The sequence below is a fragment of the Leptotrichia sp. HMT-225 genome (assembly GCF_030644325.1).
Lineage (GTDB): Bacteria > Fusobacteriota > Fusobacteriia > Fusobacteriales > Leptotrichiaceae > Leptotrichia > Leptotrichia massiliensis.
The window spans coordinates 762,396-785,674 of the sequence record NZ_CP130323.1; the positions used below are offsets into that span (position 1 = coordinate 762,396).

A 23,279-nucleotide genomic window follows, 5' to 3' on the forward strand; every position below is an offset into this window, starting at 1 on the left:
CGGATTGCAGGAGAAATTTTGATTGATAAATTTAGTATAAAATGATATACTAAATTGAAATAAAGTATTATAATAATTTGATAACCTTACATTTATTTTATGTAAGGTTTTTTAAAATATTAAATATTAGGTTAACTTTAAAATTTTTATTAAATCTATTATTTAAATAGGAATAGCATAAGGGAAAATATGATTATTATATTATCCAAAATTAAAAAATAATATTATATAATATAAGGATAAAAAATGAATAAACAAATTAAAAATATAGAATCTATAAAAATTATTAATAATGATAGTTTAAAAGAAATGGAAAAAATTTCTTCTGACAGTATTGATCTTATACTAACAGATCCACCCTATAATCTAGGAAATTTTATGAGTAATAGAAATACTAATTTAAAAAAAATGAGGAATAACTTTTTTGCTGCTTCTGGATGGGATAATTTGGAATACGAAGATTGGATAAAGAATATGGATAAATTTTTTATGGAATCACACAGAATTTTAAAAAAAGGTGGAACTTTATTAATTTTTATGTCTATATTAAAAATAGAAAGTTTAATTGCAATCTCTGAAAAATATAATTTTTATTACAAAACTACGGGAATTTGGCATAAAAAAAATCCTATGCCAAGAAATATGAATTTACATTTTGTAAATTCAAATGAATGTTGGATATATTTTATTAATGAGAAAAAAACTGGAACTTTTAATAATGAAAAATTGGAATTAGATTATATTGAAACTTCTATAACGCCTATTAATGAAAAAAAATACGGGAAACATCCCACTCAAAAACCAATTGCTTTAATGGAACATTTTGTTAAATTATTAAGTAATGAAAATGAAACGATTTTGGATCCATTTTTGGGAAGTGGAACAACTGCAGTTGCTAGTAAGAAGTTAAAAAGAAAATTTATTGGTATTGAAATTAATCCAGAATACTATTTAATATCAAAGAAGAGAGTAGAAAATGAAAAATAATAAAATTATAGATTTATTTTCTGGAATAGGTGGATTTTCACTAGGATTTAAACTAGAAAACTTTGAAGTTGTTGTTGCAAATGAAATTGATAATGAAATTGCTGAATCGTATAAAAAAAATTTTCCTTCTGTAAAAATGATTAACGAAGATATAACTAAATTAAAATTAGATATTGCTTTTAAAGATTTGAAAAATAATATAGCAGTAGTGATTGGTGGACCTCCTTGTCAAGGATTTTCCCAAAAAGGAAAAAGAAATTTTTTAGAAGATTCAAGAAATTACTTATTTAGATATTTTTTTGATGTAGTAAAATACATTAATCCAAAATATTTTGTTATAGAAAATGTTCCTGCTCTATTAACTAACTCTAATAAGAAATTTAAAAAAGAAATTTATTATATTTTTGAATCTATTGGTTATTCTCTAGAGTCAGGTATCCTGAATACTGCTGACTTTGGAATTCCGCAGCAAAGAAAAAGAGCTTTTATAATTGGAAAAAAAGGTAGAAAAAGTTTGAATTTACCTAGTGTAAAGCATAAATTTGTTACTGTATGGGATGCTATAAGTGATTTAAGTTATTTAAATTCTGGTGAAGGAGAATTTGAAACAGAATATAAAAATTTATCTGAAACTTATTATCAAAAATTTCTACGTAAAAATTCAAATATTTTACACAATCATCAAGCTACGAAACATACTAAAATTGCTTTAGAAAGAATAAAACTTATTCCAGAAAATGGAGATAGAAAAAATCTTCCTGAACATCATCAAACAAAATCTATTTTTAGTGGTACTTGGGGGAGAATAAATAAAAATGGACATTCCGTTACAATTACTACTAGATTTGATACCCCTTCTTCTGGAAGATTTATACATCCTGTTTTAAATAGAGCTATTACAGTAAGAGAAGCTGCTAGAATTCAAGGATTTCCTGATAAAATCATTTTTTTTGGTTCTAAAAGTTCGCAAATGAAACAAGTTGGAAATGCTGTTTCTCCTATTTTATCTAGAGAAATAGCTAAAATTATAAAAAAAGATATGGAGGAAAATTATGAATAATTATCCTGAAAATTTAAAAATTGATAATCCAAGAAACTTGAAACTAGGGATAAAATCTTCTTTTTCAAAAATAAAATCTCCTCTAGCGTTAATTTATTTTTTATGGAAAAGTAACGGTAGACCATTTGAAATTTTATTTTCTAAAGAGGTAAAAGAAAATAACGATACAACAAAGATTGAAATTAGTGATGCAATCAAGAAAAAACTTTACTTGTACTTAGAGTCAAAAAATTTTAGTGGTTTTTCAGAAGAGAAATTAAATAAAAATCTTTTATTTAAAGCTCAAATTGAAAGTTTAGTTGTAGTATTTGAATTAATATATAAACTTGCATCTTTTTCTTTTCAAAATACTTCTTATGCTTTTTCAGAAGAACGGACTGGAAAATCAAGATATAATAAAATTATAAGATATACTTCTAATATTGATTTGTTTGAAAATTTTATTGAAGAAGATATAAATTTTTATGAAAAACTATTATTTGAATGGCTGTTAGAAGAGAATACTAAAAATCCTAAAGAAAAAAGAATCATTGATTTCTTGACTATTATTTCAGACGACAGCATATTTAAAACTATTGATTCTGATGGAAATGAAATAAAATTTTCAATGGCTGAAATTTATAAAGGATTAGTTAAAAATAATTTTGTAAATTTTAAAAATAACAAAGAAAATACAGGTTCTTTAAGAATTTTACCAAATTTGTTGAAAGAAAAACTTAATTCCTACATTGATATTAAAAGCAATAATTTAGTCAAAAAATCTGATGTAGAACCCGAAGCTCTAGATAATTATGCAAATAGAGTAAGTGAAGGTTTTAAACTTAAAAATTTAGATTTAAAGGATTTTTATAATTCTGAAAGTTTTAGAACTACATCTATAATTAAACACAGTGAAATAGACAAACCCCACCAAAGAATATTCTTTGGTGCTCCTGGAACTGGAAAAAGTTATTTATTGAATGAAGATGCAAAAAAATATTTTGGAAATGATTATGAAAGAGTCACATTTCATCCAAATTATATGTATGGAAATTTTATTGGAACATTCAAGCCATTTCCTTTTAAATTGGAAGATGGAAAAGAAACTATAATGTATAAATATATACCTGGTGTACTATTACGTTTATTAATCAAAGCAATCAAAAATCCTGTTACAAACTATTTATTAATAATTGAAGAAATAAACAGGGCAAATACAGCAGCAGTTTTTGGTGACTTTTTTCAGTTATTAGATAGAAATGGTAATGGTGAAAGTGAATATGGAATAGCTGTTTCTGAAGATTTAAAACTATATTTAGAAGAAGAGTTTGATAAAAATAACTTAACAGAAAATGAAAAAAGGTATTTAGGAGAAAAACTGGATAAAATCACATTACCTCCAAACTTTTATATATGGGCAACAATGAACAGTGCTGATCAAGGAGTTATGCCGTTAGACACAGCTTTTAAACGAAGATGGGAATTTGAATATACTGGAATTGATGATGCTTATAATAAAAGTAAAGATGAAAGTGGTAAATCTGAATTTGATGATTACAAATTTAGAGCTAATGGAAAAGAATTATCCAACTGGAATGATTTTAGAATAAAAATAAATGAAATTTTATCCAAATGTCATGTTTCAGAGGATAAATTAATAGGCCCCTACTTTATTTCAAAATCAATATTGGCTAGTAAAGATATTGATAAAATAACTAATGCTATAAAAAATAAAGTTCTGATGTATCTTTATGAAGATGCTGGAAGACAGCATAGAAAGAGAATTTTTAAAGAAGGAAAATGGGAAACTTATTCTAAGTTATGCGAAGCTTTTGATGAAAATTGCGAAGAAATATTCAATGATAAAGTTGAATTGCCTGATAAAACACCAATAGAAGTAGGAGAAGAAATAATTAGAGGAACAAAAGAAGAAGAAAAAATTCAAGAAAATGAAACTGAAATAACTGAAAACACTGAATCTATTGATGAATAGAGGTAGTTTAGATGAAAGTAAAAAAAATTCAGGAATTAAAATTATATGATATTTCTAAATTACAATCTATATTTAATCTTACTGAAGATAAAACTAGAGAAGTTTTAAAAATATTAGCATATAAGAATATTGTCAGAAAAATTTCTAAAAACTTATCTGAAGTTGAATTAGAAGAATTAAATAATGGAGAATCTTTTAAAAATTTAGAAAAAGAATTTGAGGGAGACAAGTATAAATTTAAATTTGTTGGTATAATTACTGTAAAGGATATCTGTCTGATTATTTATCCAAAATATATTAAGGAATTTGATGAAAATTTTGATAGGGATAATAAGATAATAAAGCAGTTAATAGAAGTTATGAGAAAATATGAAAGCAAGGAGCAGAAACAATCCTTATCAAATGACAAAGAAAATAAAAATTATAACTTGCTGGCTTTAGCAATAGATTTGTATGATGATTATCACATTAATGGACTTTATAGTAATGAAAAAACAATAATAGAAGAAAATGGAGAAGGAGAAATTCTCTGGGAGAAAACTATAAATGAAAAAGGTGCTTATTTTGTAAATAATGTCCCATTCTATTTGGATGTTTTTTCTGTAAATAAAGAAACAAATGAAGAAGAAATTCTTAGGAGATTACATCGTTGCATAATAACAGAAAGCTACAATAAAATTAAGGAAATATTTGATATTCTCGATTATGAACCTATAAATATTTCAGATGATGAAATTGACTATTTTGGAGATAAGGATTATATTCAAGAAAAATTGAATCAGGAAATGAGCAGACAGTTTGTTGATAAAAAGCAGAAACAGTTAAATATGATGAAGAATTATCTATTGGAATCTGAAAATTCAAATGAAGATGAAGAAATAAAGTTTATTGGAACAACCAGTTTCAATTTAGTATGGGAAAAGGTATGTGCTGTTGTTCTGGAAAATTCCCTAGATAGAAAACTAAAGGATTTAGGATTAGGAACAACAAATCATACTGAAAACAAAACTTTGAAGGAAATAATAGCTAAACCTGAATGGAGTGTTATCAATTCTGAAAAGAAACATAAATCTGATAAGACTTTAATCCCTGATTTAGTTGTATACAATCAAGAAGATAAAAGCATTTCCATTTATGATGCGAAATATTACAATATTATGTTTACAGAAGAGGAATTAAGGGGCTATCCTGGAGTACAAGATGTATCTAAACAATATTTATATGAACTTGCATATAAGAATTTTATCCAAGAGAATGGTTTAAAAATGAAAGAAAATGCTTTTATAATGCCGACAGATAATGAAATTGAAGAAGAACTTGAAGAAATAGGAGAAATAAAATTTGAAATATTTAAAAGTATGGATTTACAAGATATAAAAGTAAAATTGGCATCTGCTACCAAAATGTATGAAAAATATTTAAAAAAATAAATATCAAAATATGAATTTAAGAAATTTTTGAAAAATATATTTAAATTTATAATTTGTTTTTTATGTAAAGAAAAAATACTTGACAATTTTTAAAAATTTTAGTATAATCATAACATACTTAAAATAATAAATTTTCAAGTTATTAAATAAATGGAGGTAAAATTTAATGTTAAAATTAAGATTAACTAGATTAGGAAGAAAGAAAGTTCCTTTTTATAGAATAGCAGCTATGGAAGCTTTATCAAGAAGAGATGGAAAAGCAGTTGCTTACTTAGGAACATTCAATCCACTTGCTGAAGAAGGAAAACAAGTAGTATTAAAAGAGGAAGAAATCTTAAGATACTTATCAAATGGAGCACAACCAACTGAAACTGTTAAAAGCATTTTGACAAAAGCAGGAATCTGGGAAAAATTTCAAGAAACTAAGAAAAAATAGTTATTTATAGAAAGACACTTTTATAGGTGTCTTTTTATTTAACCAATTAAACATAGAAAGTATGTAAAAATAACAACTTGCTTTTGATAAATATGTATAAAGATTATTTAATTCAAGATTTGAAACTTTAAACGGGAAATAGTATTGGTTATACATAATAAATATAGAAGATGCAGGAGAAATATTAAGAAGATTATGTGAATAAAATAGGGAGAAGGAAATGACATTACAGCAACTAAAATATGTAGTAACAGTCGCTGAAAAAGGGACATTAAGTGATGCTGCAAAAGAGCTGTTTGTTTCACAGCCGGCATTGACGAAAGCAATAAAAGAGCTGGAAGATGAGATGAATATAACGATTTTTAACAGGACAAATAAAGGAGTAATTGTTTCACTTGAAGGAGATAGATTTCTGGGATATGCTAGACAAGTTTTGGAACAGACGGATTTGTTGGAAGAAGAATATAAAAAAGGAAATAAGATAACTCGTAGATTTTCGGTATCAACTCAGCACTACTCGTTTGCAGTAAATGCTTTTGTAGATGTGATTAAGAAATTTGGCGAAAATAAGTATGATTTTACACTTAGGGAAACACAAACTAATGAAATTATTGAAGATGTAAGCAAGAGAAAAAGTGAAATTGGAATTTTATATACTTCAGGAGCAAATAAAACTGTAATTGAGAAAATGATAAAAAGAAATAACTTGAAATTTATTGAGCTGTTTACTGCAAAGCCACATGTTTTCATTAGTTTTAATCATCCTTTAGCAAAAAAGGAAAGTATTAGTCTTGAAGATTTGAAGGAATATCCATATTTATCATTTGAGCAGGGAGATTATAATTCTTTTTATTTTTCGGAGGAAATATTAAGTACACTTGACAGGGATAAGAATATAAAGGTACGTGATAGAGCAACTTTATTTAATTTGGCAGTTGGGCTTAACGGATACACTGTGAGTACAGGGATAATCAGTAAAGAGCTAAATGGAGAAAATATTATCGCAAAACCGCTGGAAGTGGATGAATATATGAAAGTTGGAATTATAATGCAGAAAAATATTGAACTAAGTGTTTATGGGAAAGTTTATGTGGAGGCTTTGAAGGAACATTTGAAATATACAGAAATTCCATAAGATTAAAGAACATTGGCATAAATAAAAGTTATAATAAACTAAAAAATAAATGTATTTTACAGAAAGCATATATTTGTATATAATAACTTCATAAAATAATAACAAATAAGGGAGTTGATAATATGTGTACAATAAATGCACCTCATAGACACGATACTGTAGGAAGTTTTTTGAGAACTGAGAAACTGAAGAAAGCTAGAAATGATTTTGAAAATGGAAAAATTGACAAGGAAGAATTGGAAAAAATTGAGAATGAAGAAATTAGAAAAATTGTGGATAAACAAATTGAATTAGGATATACAAGTGTTACAGATGGGGAATTTAGACGAAGTTACTGGCATTTGGACTTTTTCTGGGGATTCAATGGAATTGGGCATGTGCATGCTGATAAAGGTTATGAATTTAATGGTGTTGTTACCCGTGATGATACTGCGATTGTTACTGGAAAGATTAGTGGGGAAAATCATCCATTTGTGAAACATTATACGTTTTTGCGAGATTTAGTAAAAGATAAAAAAGGTGTGGAAGCTAGATTTACGATACCTGCTCCAGCACAATTTTATGCAGAATTAGTAAGGGAAGATAAGCATGTGGTGGCACTTCTTAAAGTTTATCCTGATTTTATAGGATTGGAAGACGATATTGTCAGTGCCTACAAAACTGTTATAAATGACTTGTATAACGAAGGACTTAGAACTTTGCAAATTGATGACTGTACTTGGGGTTGTCTTGTAGACGATGACTTTATTGCTTCGTTTATTGAAAAAAGTGATAGGGATAAAGAAATTATTAGGCAAGAATTTGCAGAAAAATTTCTAAATATAAACAACAGGGTATTTCAAAATAATCCAGAAGATTTGATAATTAATACGCATGTTTGCCGTGGAAATTATGCTTCTACCTGGTTTGGGAAAGGCGGATACGATAAAATTGCAGATGAGCTTTTTGGGAAAGAAGATGTAAATGCCTATTATTTGGAATTTGATACAGAAAGAGCAGGTACTTTTGAATCGCTTGCAAAAGTTTCTGGAGATAAAAAAGTTGTTTTGGGATTAATAACTTCTAAAAATCCAACATTGGAGGAAAAGGAAAGTGTAATTGCACGTATAAAAGAGGCTTCAAAATATGTGCCACTCGACAGGCTTTATTTGAGTCCACAGTGTGGATTTGCTTCAACAGAGGAAGGAAATAGGCTTACAGAAGAAGAGCAATGGGCAAAACTTAGATTTATTAAGGAAATTTCAGATGAAGTATGGGGAGAAAATTAATAATAATTTGATTTATATTTCTAAAAGTGTGTTGTTTATCACACTTTTTTTTATGAAAATATGTTAAAATAGGTTTGAGAATCAAAATATAATTGAACTTTTTTATGTTATAGTAAAACTGCTTTAAAACTAAACTCAAAAGGCTATGACTATTTTACTCAAACCCTAAATCTATATAATTTTAGTAGTTTAATTTTAAATAGGTTTGAGTATAAATTAACAAAATTAAATATTTCTAAGAATTGAGAAAAATAGCTATAATTTAAAAATTTGGCATAAAATGTTATTAGTGCATATTAATATAAAATTTGGTTTTAAAATTTTAACAAAGAAGTTTTATTTGGCTGAAAAAAGATTATAAAAAATAGAAGGTGGTTATTATGGCACAGGATATGAAAAATTATCTAAAATTAGATCTTGAGAAAATTGAGAAAATGACTCAAATAAAAAAAGATTATATTGAAGGGAAGACTGATTTTGAGACTACTAAAAAATTAATAAAAGAGAATTTTGACAAAATGACTGCAAGCGAATTTGCTTATTCAGAGCAAAAAATTAAAGAACTTGGCTTTGATGACAATACGGTTCATGACAAGATGAATGATGTTTTGGGACTTTTTGAGGATATTATTGTGAAGGATGAATTTAACTTGCCTGAGGGGCATCCAATAAATACGTATATTTTGGAAAATGAAGCGGCTAGAAAGCTGATTGCGGAAATGAAAGAAGAGTTTGGGAAAAAGTTTATAAAGAACAGATGGCTTGAACTTTATGAAAAATTATCTCAATTTAATCCTACCCATCTTGCAAGAAAACAGCATCAATTATTTTCAATATTAGAGAAAAAAGGGTTTGATCGTCCATCAAGAATAATGTGGAGCTTTGATAATAACGTGAGAGATAGCATAAGTGAAGCATATAAATTACTTGAAAATGACAAAATTGAAGAATTTTTGGAAAAACAGGAAAATGTATGGGAATTGACGCTTGATATTATGCATAAGGAAGAAGAAGTGCTTTTTCCAACTTCGATGAAAATGATTAGTGAAGAAGAATTTAAGCAAATGCGTGCAGGAGATGATGAAATTGGATATTTCCTGATTGATAAACCAACTGGATTTTATCCTGAAAACATAGAAAAACAAGATAACAATAGTAATCAGTCTATAAAAGAGGAAACTGTAAAATCAGAAACTGATGTTCAGAATAATCAAAATGCTGGAAATTTTATGAATGACCTTGCAAGTCTTATGGCAAAATATAATATGGGAAGCCAAAATAGTGAAAATGAAGTTTTTGATGTGAAGCAGGGGAAATTAACGCTTGAACAGATTAATCTTATTTTTCAGCATATGCCTGTGGACTTGTCTTTTGTGGATGAAAATGAAATTGTGAAATTCTATACGGATACTAAACATAGGGTTTTCCCAAGAAGTGCAGGAGTTATTGGGCGTGATGTTAAAAACTGCCATCCAAGAGAAAGCGTCAGTTCCGTACTTGAAATAATAGACGCTTTTAGAAAAGGGGAACAGGATGAGATTGACTTCTGGCTGGAAATGCGTGGTAAATTTATTTACATCTATTATGTTGCTGTAAGAGATGAAAACGGTGTCTTTAAAGGTGTTCTAGAAATGATGCAGGATGTTACGAAAATTAGAAGTCTAACAGGGGAAAGAAGACTTGTAACATGGGAAAATAAAGGCAAAGATGAGAAAAAAGAAGAAACAGGAGAAGTATTTACAAGCAAGTATAATTTGACTGGAAAAACTGTAATAGGAGATATTGTTAAAAAATATCCTTATATCAGGGAATATATGCCATTAATTTCTCCAGAATACAAAAAACTTTTAGATCCTATTCAGTATATGATGATGTCTAAAATAGCGACTCTTCAAATGATTGCAATGCGTGGGGAATTGGAACTTGATTATTTGATTATGATGATTGAGGCTAAAATTGATGAGGAAGAGAATAAATAATTTTAAAATTTATTAAAGATAGATAGAAAAAAGTATCTGTTTGACAATATCATTCGGATACTTTTTTGATTTCTTTCAACATATGTATTATCTCACAACATTTCTAAGAAATTTCTTTTAATAAAAAAGGGACTCAATTTAAGAGTTTCCCTTTAATTGTAATTATTTATGCAGATAATAAAAATCAGTCTTTTACGTATATTTTCTTTACTCTTCCTGTATAAACTATATGAGGATCTTCCTTTGTGTATAGTTTTTCAGGTATGCTCTTATCTATGAAGTTTTCAGGTTTTATATCATCTATATATAATTTTTCAGCTACAATAACTAATTTTGCTTCTTCAAATGCAGGAACACCATCTAAGAATATTGGATTAAATCCAACTTCTGCAATTTTGTCTACATCTCTTCCTGATTTGAGTCCAAGTACGTGAAGTTCCTTTTTATAACCATTAAAAAAACTTAAAGAAAAACAATTTTGCTCGTCTACAAATTTTTTAGTATATCTTGTAGGTCTTATATAAACTGAAATAACAGGACCTCGCCAAAGATAGCCCATCATTCCCCACGTGACAGTCATTGTATTTATCCCATTCTCATCTCCCGCCGTGACAAGACTCCAGTCTTTACCTGTACTTGTGAATGGATTTAAATTAAAATCCTGAATTTTTATTTCGTGAAATCCCATTTCTAACACCTCCGTAATTTTTTTATAGATTTTTAAGGTATTTTTATTATAACATATTTTTTTAAAAAGTAAATATTGACACAAATAATATTTTGTAGTAAAATATTTTTATAATCAAAGTATTTTTGGAGAAAAAATTAACTAAAATTAAAGAATTTAATACACAGGAATGAGGAGGAAAACATGTTAAAAAAATTAGCAATTTTAAGTCTTATTGTAGTTGGAATGATGGCATTTGGAGATGATAATGACACATTTAATGTAAAATTGGAAGAATCGGTAGTAACAGTCACGGGATTTGATGATGTGCAGAGCAATCAAATTAAGAATACTACAATTGTAACGGCTCAAGATATACACGATAAAGGGTATAACACTATAGAAGAGATATTGAAACGTACACCAGGTATAAATTTTGTTAATAATGAGTTTGGATATATTGTGGATGTAAGAGGGCAAGGAGTTCAAGGAGCTGCTAAAAATGTAAAAGTTCTTGTGGATGGTTCGCCTTTAAACATACTTGATATGTCACATGCGATTCTACCTCTAAATTCGGTTTCAGTGGAAGATATTCAGAAAATAGAAATTATTAACGGTGGAGGAACTGTGCTTTATGGCGGAGGAACTGCTGGTGGAGTAATTAACATCATTACAAAAAAAGGACAGGAAGAAGCTGTAAAAAATAAAGTTTATTATCAAAACAGTTCATTCGATACAAATAAATTTGGATTTGGGACAAGCATAAAATTTGCGGATAATTTCTTGTTAGATTTAGAATACGAAAATATTAATGGAAATGGGTATAGACGTGGAGATAAAAGAGATGGCGAAAATCTAAGAGGTGGATTTACATATAATATAAGTGATAATCAGACATTAAGATTTAAAGCCACAAGATACAAGGAAGAATCAAAAGAATCTAACGGCATAACTAAAGCCCAATTAAATAAAGATAGAAAACAGGCAGGAACAACTTTGACAGAATCTGATTTAGATAGAACAGAATATAGCTTAAACTATGAAATCAAACCTACCGATAATTTGACTTTCTCGTTATTAGGATATAATCAAAAAACAATTAGAAACTATGACCAAAAAGCACCTATGGATAGAGGAACAACTTATAAAATAGATGGATTTTTTAAAGACAAAAAAAATGGAATTGATTTAAAAGGAAAATACAACTATAACTTAGGAGAAGTAATTTTTGGATATGGATATATAAAAAATAACTCAAGTAGAAGTGCTGTTCACGATTTGTATATGGGAAGTAGAAAATTAGCTACAATATCAGATACAGATATTAATTTACAAAAAAATACACATTCAATATTTTTGCAAGATAGACATTTATTCACAAGCAAATTGGATGGTATATTAGGTTATAGATACGAGCATGCAGATTATTCTATTTATAGAAATGATAGAATAAATATTATAGATATAAAATCTAAAAAGAACAACAGTGCTTACGAAGCAGGATTAAACTTTAAATATTCTGACACAGGAAATATTTATGCAAAATATGAAAGAGGCTACAGATCACCAAGTCCAACAGAAATGGTAGATAAATCATCAAGATATGGATATGTATTAAATAATTTAAAATCTGAAAAATATGATACTTATGAAATCGGTATTAAAGATATGATTGGACCATCGTTTGTGAGCCTGACAGGATTTTACACTAAGAAAAATGATGAAATTCTTATAAATATGGTGGGACATGGAGTAAGTTGGACATATAAAAACTTGCAGGAAACAGAAAGAAAAGGAGTAGAGTTGTTTGCAGAACAATATTTTGGATCATTTAGAGTAAATGAATCAGTTTCTTATGTGGATGCTAAAATTAGCAAAGGTACAGACAAAAATAAAAAAATTCCTTATGTATCAAAAACAAAAGCAACTTTAGGAGCAAATTATGAAATCTTGAAAGGATTAAACCTAACAGCTGACCTTAATTATTTCTCAAACTCTGTGGATGATAATTATGAAAAAATAAAAGGTTATTCTACAACAGATTTAGGGGTAAATTATGCTCATAGAACAGGGTTAGGTGTACAAGCAGGAGTTAAAAATGTATTTGACAAAAAATACTATAAATATAAAAACGGAAATAGTTACATTCCTGAAGCTGAAAGAACATATTATGTTGGTGTAAGTTACAACTTCTAAAAATAATTTTAAATATGGAAAGTGGCAGTCAAGCAATCGTTATAAAGTTGTTTGGCTGTATTTTATAAATAAATAAAATTGTTAATTTTTATAAGATACAGTTGTTAATAAATATTTTTTCAATAATTTTTATATTTTTTCTTTTTTTATGTGTAAAGGGGATCAATCGCCATCTCCTTTTATTTCGCGATATTAGTTATTTCAATTTCTTTAAATTATAACATCTGAAGATTTTGGCGAAAGTGCTACGCACTAATCCCAGCTTGTCTAAGCATTTTTTTGAAATATTCCCAAATTTTATTTGGGAAAGTAGTCTAAACATTTATTGTTTGGATAAACCTGAATTACTATGAAAACTAAACTCGCTGATGCTCACTTTTGTAAATAAAGATTAGAACAACTCTATAAAATATATTTACTATGAAGGTTCTGGCGAAAGAAACACATAAATGTGTTTAGTCGTTTTCATTTCAAAAAAATCACGACGATTTTAGTTTAATTACAACAGTTATTTTAATAAAAAATCCTTAAGCAAGATTGTAAAAAAATGGAATTAATAGTCTTAAATAAAAAAAGATTAATGTAAATTAAGAAAAAATATTAATAAATGTAGATAAGGAATAAAAGATGGAAATTGAAAGTAGAAAAGTAAAATATAAAAAGCGTAATAGTAATATGTGGAAAATGTATTCTGGAATAACAATTTTTATAATTATAGTGGCATTTTTGTCTTTGAAAATAGGAACTGTGAATATTTCGGCAAAAGATATATTTAGAAGTTTTTTAGGCGGGAAAATGAGGGATGAATCTATAAAATCGATAATATTTAATGTGAGGTTGCCGAGAATTATTATGGCGGTGCTGATAGGAATGTTGCTGGCTAGTTCAGGGGCGGTTGTGCAGTCGGTTTTTCAGAATCCGTTGGCGGATCCTTATATAATTGGTATTTCGGCTAGTGCTACGCTTGGAGCGGTTATTGCGTATGTCCTTAATTTTCCTGATGTTATGTATGGAATTTGTGGATTTATTGTATCGGTTATCGTGGCGTTGATAATTTTTAGGATTTCGAGAAGCAGGACTAGGACGGATGTGGCTGTACTTTTAATTGTTGGGATTGCGATTTCGTCTTTTTTAGGGGCATTTACGTCGTTCAGTATGTATCTGATTGGGCAGGATTCCTTTAGAATAGTAACGTGGATGATGGGATATATGGGAAGTGCTTCTTGGTTGAAAATTGGAGTTCTTATGATACCGCTTGTAGTTTCTGTCGTTTATTTTTATTTAAAAAGATATGAGATGGATTTGCTGATGAGTGGGGATGAAGAGGCACATTCGCTTGGAGTGAACGTTGATGGGCTGAAAAAAAATTTATTGATTGTTTCGGCACTGATTGTCGGATTTTCTGTGGCATTTACTGGAATGATAGGATTTGTTGGGCTTATTGCACCGCATACGGTAAGGCTTATACTAAAAAGTGGAAGTAATACTAGGCTGCTTCCTTTAGCAACATTGGGTGGAGGACTGTTTTTGCTGATTTGTGATACGATTGGACGTACAATTTTAGCACCAACAGAAATTCCGATAGGAGTGGTAACTTCATTTTTTGGAGCACCATTTTTTCTATATTTGGCGATAAGAAGGAAAAAAGGTGGATAGGATGAGTAGTGGAAATAATAATTCAGAAATTTCGATAAAAAATGTAAGTTTTAGCTATGATAATTCCCAAAAAAAGATAATTGATGGATTAAATATAAATATAAAAAAAGGTGAATTTGTTGGGATTCTTGGTGCAAATGGGAGTGGGAAATCGACACTTTTGAAAATGATTTTGAAATATTTTCCGATAGAAACTGGGAATATTGAGATTTCTGATAAAAATATCAGTTTGTATAGTTCTAAGGAAATGGCAAAAATAATAAGTTTTGTTCCTCAAAAGTCGGCTTTGAATATGCCGATAAGTGTAATCGAAATGATTTATATGGGACGTACGCCACATATTAAGAATAAGTGGATTGGTTTTGATAAGGAAGATGAGCGGAAGGTAAATGAGATTTTGGAAAAGTTGCGACTTGAAAAATTTAGGGACAGATCGATTTTTTCACTTTCGGGTGGAGAATTTCAGCGTGTTCTGCTGGCAAGGGCATTGGTGCAGGAAACGAGGATTATTTTACTGGATGAGCCGACTTCTGCATTGGATATGAATTATGCTCTTGAAATTATGAAGCTTACATCGGATTTTGTGAAGGAGAAAAAGATTACAGCTGTTATGGTTTTACATGATTTGAATCTGGCTTCAATGTATTGTGATAATGTGATGTTTTTAAAAGATGGAAAAATTGCATATTCAGGGAGTCCAAAGGAGCTTTACAAAAAGGAGATTTTTTCTGAAATTTATGGATTTGAATGTGAAATTGTGGAAAATAGCGGATTTTTGTATGTAATACCTAAAAAAATTTAATAGGAAAGGATTGGAAAAATGAAAAAAATAATAAGAAATTCTTTTTATTTGGCATTGCTGATTATTTCAATGTTTATAATTTCTTGTGCAAAGAAAAATGATGAAAATGCTAAAAAGGGGGAAAATAAAAAATATAATAGGATTGTTGTGCTGGATCCTGCGACTGTTGAAATGATTTATATGCTTGGAGCAGAAGATAAAATCGTGGGAGTTGCTAATTTGGAGCGTTCAAAGGTATGGCCTGAAGAAAAGGTCGCAAAACTTGAGAGTGTGGGAACTTTTATAAAGCCGTCGCTTGAAAGAATAATTACCTTAAAGCCTGATTTGGTTATAACGTCAGCTCTTACAGATGACAACCTTAATAATGGGCTTAAATCAAATAACATTGAAGCAAAAAGAATTCAGGCAAATTCGATAGAAGAAATATTTACCAATTTTATGGAAGTAGCAAAAATGCTGGGGAAAGAAAATGAAGCAAATAAAATAATTGCTGAAAAAAGAGTAAAGCTGGAAGAAATTAAAAAGATGGCAACGATCAATAAAAAAGGGCTGTTTGTTATGTCAGCTTCACCGCTTATGGTATTTGGAAACGATAATTTACCAAATGATATAATGAAATTGTTGAATATTAAGAATATCGCAGAAAATCAGAAGGGGAGAAATCCAATTGTAACGCCTGAATTTATAATAAAGGAAAATCCAGACATGATAATTACATTATTACCAAATCCATCTCAAATTGTGGCTACAAATCCACAGTTAAAAAATGTGAATGCAATAAAAAACAGCAAATTTATTGTTGTAAATTCATCACAAATTTTAAGAGGTTCGCCAAGAACTATTGATCAGATTGAAGAAATTGCAAAAGCAGTTACAAAGTAATACTTTGAGGAAAATTTGTTAAATCAAAATAGAAGGAGTGAAAAAATGGATATAAGCATAGAAAGAATTTTGGATCACATGAACAATGATCATGGGGATGTTTTGCCTTTGTATGTAAGGCATTTTTGCAAGAGAGAAGATGTGAAGGAAGCAAAGTTGATTGATGTGAATGAAGAGGGGATGACTTTGCTTGTGAACGGCAATGAGAGAGTTCGGATTAAATTTACGAAAAAAATTGATTTTAAAGGAATCCATCTGGAAATGATAAAGATGGCAAAAATTGCGAGAAAAGCTTTGAATGTGCCTGGACCCGAACATTACAAGGACAAGGGGCACCAGGAAGAGGAAAAAATGAAAATGGAAATAAGTGATTTTATTGGAAACTTTAAATCGGTTATAATTGGAACTGTATCAGAAGAAGGAGAGCCGAATGCAAGTTATGCACCATTTTTTAAGTATCATGGGGACAGTTATATGTATATTAATCAAACAGAAGTCTATTTTGAAAATTTTAAGAAAAATGGGAAAGCAAGTTTGCTGTTTATTCAGGATGAAGGACAGGCAATGGTTCCATCAATGAGACAAAGAGTTACATACAATGTAGAAATTCAGTTTTTAGAAAAAAATGATTACTATAACGAAATTTTGGACAAATTTCAGAAAAATGACTTTTCAATACAAATGACTAGAAATGTGCCAGTTTTTCACTTGGTAAGGGCAAAATTGGTAAGCGGAAGATATGTGAAAGGACCTAGACAGGCTTTTGACATTACAAAGGATAGAAGAGTTGTGGAAGTTATGTTGGGAGCGTCTGAAAACAACTGAAAAGAAATGCCTAAGGAAATGCAAAAAGGTAAAATTTCAGAGCCAAATTTGGAGGAACAGGGAATTTTCCCAAAAAGATTTAAGTCACATAATGATTCGGCGGGAATTGTATCGGATTATTTCAGGAAAAATAAGAAATTTGGAACAGAAGCAGAACTGCTGGAAAGAATGCAGAAACCTGCGGAAAATGAACTTGGAACAATTTATGTCCATACTCCATACTGCGATAAAATCTGTTCATTTTGCAACTTGAACCGAAAGCAGATTGATAATGATTTGGAAGATTACACAAATTTTCTTGTTTCAGAATTTGAAAAATACGGAAAAACACCTTATATGAAAAGCAAAAAAATAAATGTAATTTTCTTTGGTGGTGGAACACCGACTATTTATAAGGAACATCAGCTGGAACGAATTTTAAAGGCTATAAATGATAACTTTACGTTAACAGATGACTGTGAATTTACATTTGAAACAACATTGCACAACTTAAATCCCCAAAAAATAAAAGTTCTAGAAAAAGGTGGAGTAAATCGGCTAAGTGTTGGAATTCAAACTTTTTCTGACAGAGGAAGGAAGATTCTAAACAGGACTTTTTCAAAGGAGGAAACAGTAAAAAGATTGAGAGATCTTAAAGAGAGTTTTAGTGGAATGGTTTGTACTGATATAATTTATAATTATCCTGATGAAACAGTTGAGGAAGTGCTGGAAGATGCGAGAATCGTGAAGGAGCTCAAAATTGACAGCACAAGTTTTTATTCGCTTATGATTTACGAAGGCTCTCAAATGTCTAAGGATATACGAAATAACACGCTGGAGCTCAATTATGAACTGAAAAAGGATTTTGAACTGCATGACGCTTTTCTCAAAAGTATGCTTGAAAACGGAGAATATGAAGTGATGGAGCATACAAAAATTATCAGAAAAGGAAGAGATGAGTATAGATATATAAGAAATACACATCAAGGGAAGGATATTCTGCCGATTGGAGTAGGTGCAGGCGGGAAAATTGATAATTTTGAAATTTTTAGATTGAGTCAGGACAAGGCATTTTATGCAATTTCTTCAGATGAAAATGAACTGAAGATGAAACGAATAAGTGGACTTTTACAGTATCCGAAAGTTTATTTTGACAAATTAAAAGGATATGTTTCCGATGAAATGTTTGATGAAATTTATAAGATTTTTGAAAATTTTGAAAAAAAAGGATACTTGAAAATTCATGAAACTCACACAGAACTCATGCCAGAAGGAATTTTCTGGGGAAACAACATAAGTGCAACAATATTAAAAAAATGTTTAGGAGGTGCAAAGGATGTCAAGTCTAGTAGTCTTTTCCACATCAACAGGAAACACAAGAAAAATAGCTGATGCCATTTTTTCAGCCTTAAAGGATACAGATAAAAAAATAGTGGATGTAAACGAAATAAACACTGTAAATATGAATGAATTTGAGAAAATTATTATTGGTGGCTGGATTGACAAAGGGGAGATTGATGAAAAATCCAAAGAGTTTTTGACTAATTTAAAAAATAAAAAACTTAGACTTTTTCTAACAATGGGTGGAAATCCAGAAACAGACAGAGCCAAAAAATGCGTACAAAAGGTTAGAGAATTGCTGAAAAAAAATGGAAACATTGTAGAAAAAATATTTGTATGTCAAGGGGCGATTGATCCCAATTTAATAAATAAATTTCGAGAAATGACAAAACAGGGGATAGCTGGGCCTTTTGCAGTTACTCCAGAAAGAGAAGCCAGATGGGCAGAAGCGGCAAAACATCCAGACGAAAAGGATATTGAAAATGCTAAGAAAATATTTGAAGGATTGTAAAATTAAGAATAAAAATAAGGGGGATAAATTGTGAAAATAATTTATGTAATCGCAGGATTACTTGCAGTAGCATTGGGATTTATAGGAGCTTTTCTACCAGGATTGCCGACGACACCATTTTTATTATTAGCTAGTTTCTGCTTTGCAAAGGGTTCCAGACGATTTGACAGATGGTTCAAATCAATAAAGCTGTATAAAAATCATCTGGAAGACTTTCAAAAAAACAGAAGTATGAGTTTAAAGGCCAAAATAGGAATATTACTTTTTTCAAGCGGAATGATGCTATTTCCAATAATTAAATTTAATAATCCTTATGTAAGAGGTACATTTGTTTTGCTGGAAGTTTTTAAATATTACTATTTTATTTTTAAAATAAAAACAAAATTTTAAAGAAAGGAAAAAGCTTTTGTTTTCATTGCTTAAAATAACCTAAAAAAGTAAAATTTAAGAAATAAAAATTATTAACTAAAAAAACTTAAAATAAAACTTGCAAATAAAGACTATTTACTTGAATATTTAATGAATAAATTTTTTTAAAATATGATATAATAACAAAAAAATTAGTAAATAAAAAATGAGGAAAATAAAGAAATGAAAAATTATTTAAAGGGGATAAATCAAAGACTTGGAAATATTTTTGTGAATATTCGGACTTTGGAGGAATTGGAAAGAAAGACAAAAAGTGTGGTAGATGAAAAAAAGAATGTTTTTGAGTACAATCAGAATATTAAGAAAGTAAATGATTTTATAAAAAGGGGAGAATTTGAGAAAGCAAAAAATATTCTGGAAGAGATGAAGGGGCTTCATCGGATGGGATATTATGAGCTTGGGAAGTATTATTACTTCTGTGAAGGGGATTTGAGCAAGGCAGAGAGCAATTTGTATATTGCGTTTGAAAACGGGATTGTGAAGTCTGGATATTATTTAGGGCGGCTGGAAGAAGAGAGCGGGAATGTGAATTTGGCTAGAAACTGGTATGTTACCAGTTTTAATTTTTCTGAAGAGTCTGTTATGAAGCTATTTTATTTTGCGATAAGAGAACAAAATTTCTGGGCAATAGATGGATATTTTTATTATTTGCTGCAATACGGCGAGAGTGCTAAAAATCTATATGAATTTGCCAAATATTATCTTTGGAGAAATGATGCTGAAAAAATAAAGGAAATTCAGAATAAACTGCTGAATGAAAGCCAGATTTTGTATTTAACAAAAGAAATTTTATACAATGTTGCATGTATGCTTGGGGATGAAAAGAGCAGGGAATATATAAAGTTTGTGGAAAACGCTAAAAATCTTGAGAAATTGGGGGAAATAGAAAAAGCAGAAAAATTTTATAAAAAATCAATTGAATATAGTGAATATGGAAATGTAGAACTGGCTAAATATTATGGAAAATTTGCAGAATTTGATAAATATGAAAAACTAAAAAAAATTTTTAAAAGTAATTTTTTGAGAGAAATACGATCAGAAGCGTCTTATCAGCTTGGAAAGTACAGTGAACACGAAAACAATCTTTACGATGCGATAAAATGGTACGAAATATCTGCAAAAAATGAGAATTATAAATCTTTCTATAAACTTTCAAAATTACAAAGTCAAAAATTTTCTGAAGCAGAAACCAATTTACATAACAACTATTTTAAATATTTAAAAAGCTCTGCAGATTTAGGATATGCACTAGCAATGATTGAAATGGCATTTGATTCACATTTAAACAATCTGGAAAGTTTTGAGATGGCAGAGAAGATTTTGACACAAAATAATATTTTTGAACTGACAAAAGTAATATTAAATAAAGCAAAAATGATTTATTTTGGAAATGAAATTAAGGAAGTTATGGAAATAAATTATGAAGAAGAAAATACGAATACAAAAAAAATGTTATTTGAAAATGAGAAAAAAAGAAAATCTAATATTTTCAAATAATTAAAATATAATTTTTACTTTTTAAACAGAGTATACTATAAACTAATCCGTCGGAGCATTTTTCTGTGCTGGCAAAACTGTTTGAGCATAGCGAGTTTTTTGGCAGTGCAGAAAAATGTCGTAGACTAGCCATAGGTTGTAGGATTTGGTATTAAGATTATTTTTAAAATTATTATTACTTAAAATAGAAAAACCGTTTTAAATGAATTAATCAAATAAGACGGTTTTTTGTTATTTATTTGCTATAAATTAAATTCTAGTCTTTTATAACAGGCTTTAATGCTCCTAATATAAGAGCTGAAACGATACTTCCAATAATAACTGCTACTAAGTACAATAAGAAGTTATTGCTTAATACCATTACTAAAATTCCACCATGTGGAGCGGGTATTTTTATGTTGAATAAACCTGTTAATCCTCCTGCAATTGCTGAACCTACAACACTTGCTGGAATAATTGTTTTCGGATCTGCCGCCGCATAAGGAATTGCACCTTCTGTAATAAATGATAATCCCATTACATAATTTGACAGTCCAGCTTCTCTTTCCTGCTCAGTAAATTTATTTTTAAATAATGTCGATGCTAATGCAATTGCGATAGGTGGCACCATTCCTCCAGCCATAACTGCCGCCATTGGAATACTTCCGCCAGAAGACAATGTTGCTGCCAGAGAACCTACACCAAATACATAAGCTGCTTTATTTACAGGCCCTCCCATATCTATTGCCATCATTCCACCTAAAATCAATCCTAGCAATGCTGCACTTGCTCCACTCATTGAAGTAAGCCAGTTATTTAATCCTGTATTTATTATTGAAACTATCGGATTTAATACTAAAACCATACCTAAACCTGTCATTAAAACAGATAAAACAGGATAAAACAAGATCATTTTTAATCCATTTAATGATTTTGGCAAGTTTGCTAATGCTTTTACTAAAAATTTAACTACATAACCAGCTAAGAAACCTCCAGCTAACGCTCCTAAGAAACCTGAACCTCCAGCTTTTGCCATTGCTCCTGCAACTAATCCTGCTGTAAGCCCTGCTCTTTCACTTATGCTGTATGCTATATATCCTCCTAGAACAGGTATAAATAAATCAAATGCAACGCCTCCAATTTGAACTTTCAGTATGTATGCTAATGTTGTAATTGAACCGTAAATCTGTCTAGGGTCATCAGTATTTACAGATTTAGCAAGACTTTCTGCATTTCCTTTTCCTGCCAAGGTATCAACCAAAAATGCCAACGCAATCAAGATACCTCCACTTATTACTAATGGAAGCATATAAGAAACTCCGCTTAATAAGTGTTTGTAAAGTCCTTTTTTCTCAGATGAAGATGTTTCAGAAGAAGCTGTAGAAGAACCGCTTGCATTGAAAATAGGGGCTTTTCCATCTAAAACTTGCTGAATTAATGCTTTTGCGTTGTTAATACCTTCCTTTGCCTCCACTTGAATTAATGGTTTACCGTCAAATCTGTTAACTTCAATATTTCTGTTAATTGCTAAAATTACACCAGTTGCTTTTTTTATATCTTCATCAGTTAAGACATTTTTTCTTCCATCAGCACCGTTTGTTTCAACTTTTATGTTTACTCCCATTTCATCAGCTGCTTTTTTAAGCGCTTCTGCCGCCATATAAGTGTGGGCAATTCCAGTTGGGCAGGCTGTTGCTGCGATTATGTAAGGAGCATTTTCATCTGATGAAGTCTGTGCAGGTGCTGTTTCTTTTTTTTCTTCTTCTGCAAATTTTTCTGCTTCAGCCTTGTTAATAATATTCAATACTTCGTCAGCAGTTTCTACATTTTCTAGTGCCGCTTTAAAATCATCATCTAATAATAATTGTGATAATCTTGCGAGTGTTTCGATATGAGTGTTATTTGCACCGTCTGGAGCTGCAATCATAAAGAACAGTGTCGCAGGTTCTCCGTCTAATGAGTCGTAGTCAATTCCTTCAGGTTTTCTACCCATAGCAAGTGCAGGTTCTTTTACAAATTCTGTTTTCGCATGTGGAATTGCAATTCCTTCCCCAATTCCAGTTGAACTTTGTTCTTCTCTTGTCATCAATGCCTTGACATAGCCGTCATAGTCATTTAAGACACCTGTTTTTTGATGCAATGTTGCAAGTTCCTTTATAATGTCTACTTTATTTGTAGATTTTACATCCAGATTTATTCTATCTTTAATCAGTAAATCTGATATTTTCATATTTATACCATCCTTATT

General features: G+C 29.6%; 19 protein-coding genes. 17 read left to right on the forward strand and 2 right to left on the reverse strand.

The window, feature by feature from the left end; translation table 11 throughout:
* The first annotated feature begins 246 nt into the window (after positions 1-246).
* The 8 genes from QU666_RS03820 to QU666_RS03855 all read left to right on the forward strand — a co-directional run bounded on the left by QU666_RS03820 (position 247) and on the right by QU666_RS03855 (position 10,267).
* Positions 247-987, forward strand: coding sequence for a site-specific DNA-methyltransferase (locus QU666_RS03820; protein WP_021770175.1), 741 nt, complete (start codon positions 247-249; stop codon positions 985-987).
* Positions 977-2,047: a DNA cytosine methyltransferase gene (locus QU666_RS03825; RefSeq protein ID WP_021770176.1), complete on the forward strand. Its 1,071-nt coding sequence runs from the start codon at positions 977-979 to the stop codon at positions 2,045-2,047. Before QU666_RS03820 ends, QU666_RS03825 begins: the two co-directional genes overlap by 11 nt.
* Positions 2,040-4,019 (forward strand): AAA family ATPase, encoded by a 1,980-nt coding sequence (locus tag QU666_RS03830; RefSeq protein ID WP_021770177.1) that lies wholly within the window; start codon positions 2,040-2,042, stop codon positions 4,017-4,019. Before QU666_RS03825 ends, QU666_RS03830 begins: the two co-directional genes overlap by 8 nt.
* Positions 4,020-4,030: 11 nt before the next feature.
* Positions 4,031-5,449, forward strand: a complete 1,419-nt coding sequence (locus QU666_RS03835; RefSeq protein ID WP_021770178.1) for an LlaJI family restriction endonuclease — start codon at positions 4,031-4,033, stop codon at positions 5,447-5,449.
* Between the two features lie 166 nt (positions 5,450-5,615).
* On the forward strand, positions 5,616-5,885 hold the full coding sequence (rpsP, locus tag QU666_RS03840) for a 30S ribosomal protein S16 (RefSeq protein ID WP_021770179.1): 270 nt from the start codon (positions 5,616-5,618) through the stop codon (positions 5,883-5,885).
* A gap of 220 nt (positions 5,886-6,105) precedes the next feature.
* Complete coding sequence (locus QU666_RS03845) at positions 6,106-7,020, forward strand: LysR family transcriptional regulator (RefSeq protein ID WP_021770181.1); 915 nt, start codon at positions 6,106-6,108, stop codon at positions 7,018-7,020.
* 122 nt (positions 7,021-7,142) lie between these two features.
* On the forward strand, positions 7,143-8,288 hold the full coding sequence (locus QU666_RS03850; protein WP_021770182.1) for a 5-methyltetrahydropteroyltriglutamate--homocysteine S-methyltransferase: 1,146 nt from the start codon (positions 7,143-7,145) through the stop codon (positions 8,286-8,288).
* A gap of 380 nt (positions 8,289-8,668) precedes the next feature.
* Entirely contained in the window at positions 8,669-10,267 is a 1,599-nt protein-coding gene (locus QU666_RS03855) for a PAS domain-containing protein (RefSeq protein WP_021770183.1), read from the forward strand.
* A gap of 184 nt (positions 10,268-10,451) precedes the next feature.
* Here QU666_RS03855 and QU666_RS03860 read toward each other — a convergent pair whose 3' ends face one another.
* Complete coding sequence (locus QU666_RS03860; RefSeq protein WP_021770184.1) at positions 10,452-10,955, reverse strand: flavin reductase; 504 nt, start codon at positions 10,953-10,955, stop codon at positions 10,452-10,454.
* A 183-nt stretch (positions 10,956-11,138) separates the two neighbouring features.
* Between QU666_RS03860 and QU666_RS03865 the strand changes: the two genes are divergently transcribed.
* The 9 genes from QU666_RS03865 (at position 11,139) to QU666_RS03905 (ending at position 21,052) form a co-directional block, all read left to right on the forward strand.
* Positions 11,139-13,130 (forward strand): TonB-dependent receptor, encoded by a 1,992-nt coding sequence (locus QU666_RS03865; RefSeq protein ID WP_021770185.1) that lies wholly within the window; start codon positions 11,139-11,141, stop codon positions 13,128-13,130.
* Positions 13,131-13,805: 675 nt separating this feature from the next.
* Positions 13,806-14,786 (forward strand): iron ABC transporter permease, encoded by a 981-nt coding sequence (locus tag QU666_RS03870; protein ID WP_036071957.1) that lies wholly within the window; start codon positions 13,806-13,808, stop codon positions 14,784-14,786.
* A gap of 1 nt (position 14,787) precedes the next feature.
* The gene (locus QU666_RS03875; RefSeq protein WP_021770188.1) at positions 14,788-15,588 is read left to right on the forward strand and encodes an ABC transporter ATP-binding protein; all 801 of its coding nucleotides are present in this window, start codon (positions 14,788-14,790) and stop codon (positions 15,586-15,588) included.
* Between the two features lie 18 nt (positions 15,589-15,606).
* Positions 15,607-16,470, forward strand: a complete 864-nt coding sequence (locus QU666_RS03880; RefSeq protein WP_021770189.1) for an ABC transporter substrate-binding protein — start codon at positions 15,607-15,609, stop codon at positions 16,468-16,470.
* Positions 16,471-16,515: 45 nt separating this feature from the next.
* Positions 16,516-17,295: a DUF2470 domain-containing protein gene (locus tag QU666_RS03885; RefSeq protein ID WP_021770190.1), complete on the forward strand. Its 780-nt coding sequence runs from the start codon at positions 16,516-16,518 to the stop codon at positions 17,293-17,295.
* A 6-nt stretch (positions 17,296-17,301) separates the two neighbouring features.
* Positions 17,302-18,666: a coproporphyrinogen-III oxidase family protein gene (locus tag QU666_RS03890; protein WP_021770191.1), complete on the forward strand. Its 1,365-nt coding sequence runs from the start codon at positions 17,302-17,304 to the stop codon at positions 18,664-18,666.
* A complete protein-coding gene (locus QU666_RS03895) occupies positions 18,611-19,126 on the forward strand; it encodes a flavodoxin family protein (protein WP_021770192.1) in 516 nt (171 codons plus the stop codon). The genes QU666_RS03890 and QU666_RS03895 overlap by 56 nt, the downstream gene beginning before the upstream one ends.
* Before the next feature lie 30 nt (positions 19,127-19,156).
* The gene (locus QU666_RS03900) at positions 19,157-19,516 is read left to right on the forward strand and encodes a YbaN family protein (protein WP_021770193.1); all 360 of its coding nucleotides are present in this window, start codon (positions 19,157-19,159) and stop codon (positions 19,514-19,516) included.
* A gap of 201 nt (positions 19,517-19,717) precedes the next feature.
* The gene (locus tag QU666_RS03905) at positions 19,718-21,052 is read left to right on the forward strand and encodes a hypothetical protein (RefSeq protein WP_021770194.1); all 1,335 of its coding nucleotides are present in this window, start codon (positions 19,718-19,720) and stop codon (positions 21,050-21,052) included.
* 256 nt (positions 21,053-21,308) lie between these two features.
* On the opposite strand, the gene QU666_RS03910 is transcribed toward QU666_RS03905, so the two are convergent.
* Positions 21,309-23,261 carry a fructose-specific PTS transporter subunit EIIC gene (locus tag QU666_RS03910; RefSeq protein ID WP_021770195.1) on the reverse strand — a complete coding sequence of 651 codons (1,953 nt, stop codon included), beginning with the start codon at positions 23,259-23,261 and terminating at the stop codon, positions 21,309-21,311.
* Positions 23,262-23,279: the final 18 nt, after the last annotated feature.

Excerpts from the sequence above, each read along its gene's own strand:
- QU666_RS03890 (WP_021770191.1), top strand. The coding sequence starts at position 17,302 with ATGCCTAAGGAAATGCAAAAAGGTAAAATTTCAGAGCCAAATTTGGAG.
- QU666_RS03855 (WP_021770183.1), top strand. The coding sequence starts at position 8,669 with ATGGCACAGGATATGAAAAATTATCTAAAATTAGATCTTGAGAAAATT.
- QU666_RS03875 (WP_021770188.1), top strand. The coding sequence starts at position 14,788 with ATGAGTAGTGGAAATAATAATTCAGAAATTTCGATAAAAAATGTAAGT.
- QU666_RS03880 (WP_021770189.1), top strand. The coding sequence starts at position 15,607 with ATGAAAAAAATAATAAGAAATTCTTTTTATTTGGCATTGCTGATTATT.
- QU666_RS03910 (WP_021770195.1), bottom strand. The coding sequence starts at position 23,261 with ATGAAAATATCAGATTTACTGATTAAAGATAGAATAAATCTGGATGTA.
- QU666_RS03895 (WP_021770192.1), top strand. The coding sequence starts at position 18,611 with ATGTCAAGTCTAGTAGTCTTTTCCACATCAACAGGAAACACAAGAAAA.
- QU666_RS03865 (WP_021770185.1), top strand. The coding sequence starts at position 11,139 with ATGTTAAAAAAATTAGCAATTTTAAGTCTTATTGTAGTTGGAATGATG.
- QU666_RS03825 (WP_021770176.1), top strand. The coding sequence starts at position 977 with ATGAAAAATAATAAAATTATAGATTTATTTTCTGGAATAGGTGGATTT.
- QU666_RS03835 (WP_021770178.1), top strand. The coding sequence starts at position 4,031 with ATGAAAGTAAAAAAAATTCAGGAATTAAAATTATATGATATTTCTAAA.
- QU666_RS03850 (WP_021770182.1), top strand. The coding sequence starts at position 7,143 with ATGTGTACAATAAATGCACCTCATAGACACGATACTGTAGGAAGTTTT.
- QU666_RS03905 (WP_021770194.1), top strand. The coding sequence starts at position 19,718 with ATGAAAAATTATTTAAAGGGGATAAATCAAAGACTTGGAAATATTTTT.
- rpsP (WP_021770179.1), top strand. The coding sequence starts at position 5,616 with ATGTTAAAATTAAGATTAACTAGATTAGGAAGAAAGAAAGTTCCTTTT.
- QU666_RS03870 (WP_036071957.1), top strand. The coding sequence starts at position 13,806 with ATGTGGAAAATGTATTCTGGAATAACAATTTTTATAATTATAGTGGCA.
- QU666_RS03830 (WP_021770177.1), top strand. The coding sequence starts at position 2,040 with ATGAATAATTATCCTGAAAATTTAAAAATTGATAATCCAAGAAACTTG.
- QU666_RS03820 (WP_021770175.1), top strand. The coding sequence starts at position 247 with ATGAATAAACAAATTAAAAATATAGAATCTATAAAAATTATTAATAAT.
- QU666_RS03845 (WP_021770181.1), top strand. The coding sequence starts at position 6,106 with ATGACATTACAGCAACTAAAATATGTAGTAACAGTCGCTGAAAAAGGG.
- QU666_RS03860 (WP_021770184.1), bottom strand. The coding sequence starts at position 10,955 with ATGGGATTTCACGAAATAAAAATTCAGGATTTTAATTTAAATCCATTC.
- QU666_RS03885 (WP_021770190.1), top strand. The coding sequence starts at position 16,516 with ATGGATATAAGCATAGAAAGAATTTTGGATCACATGAACAATGATCAT.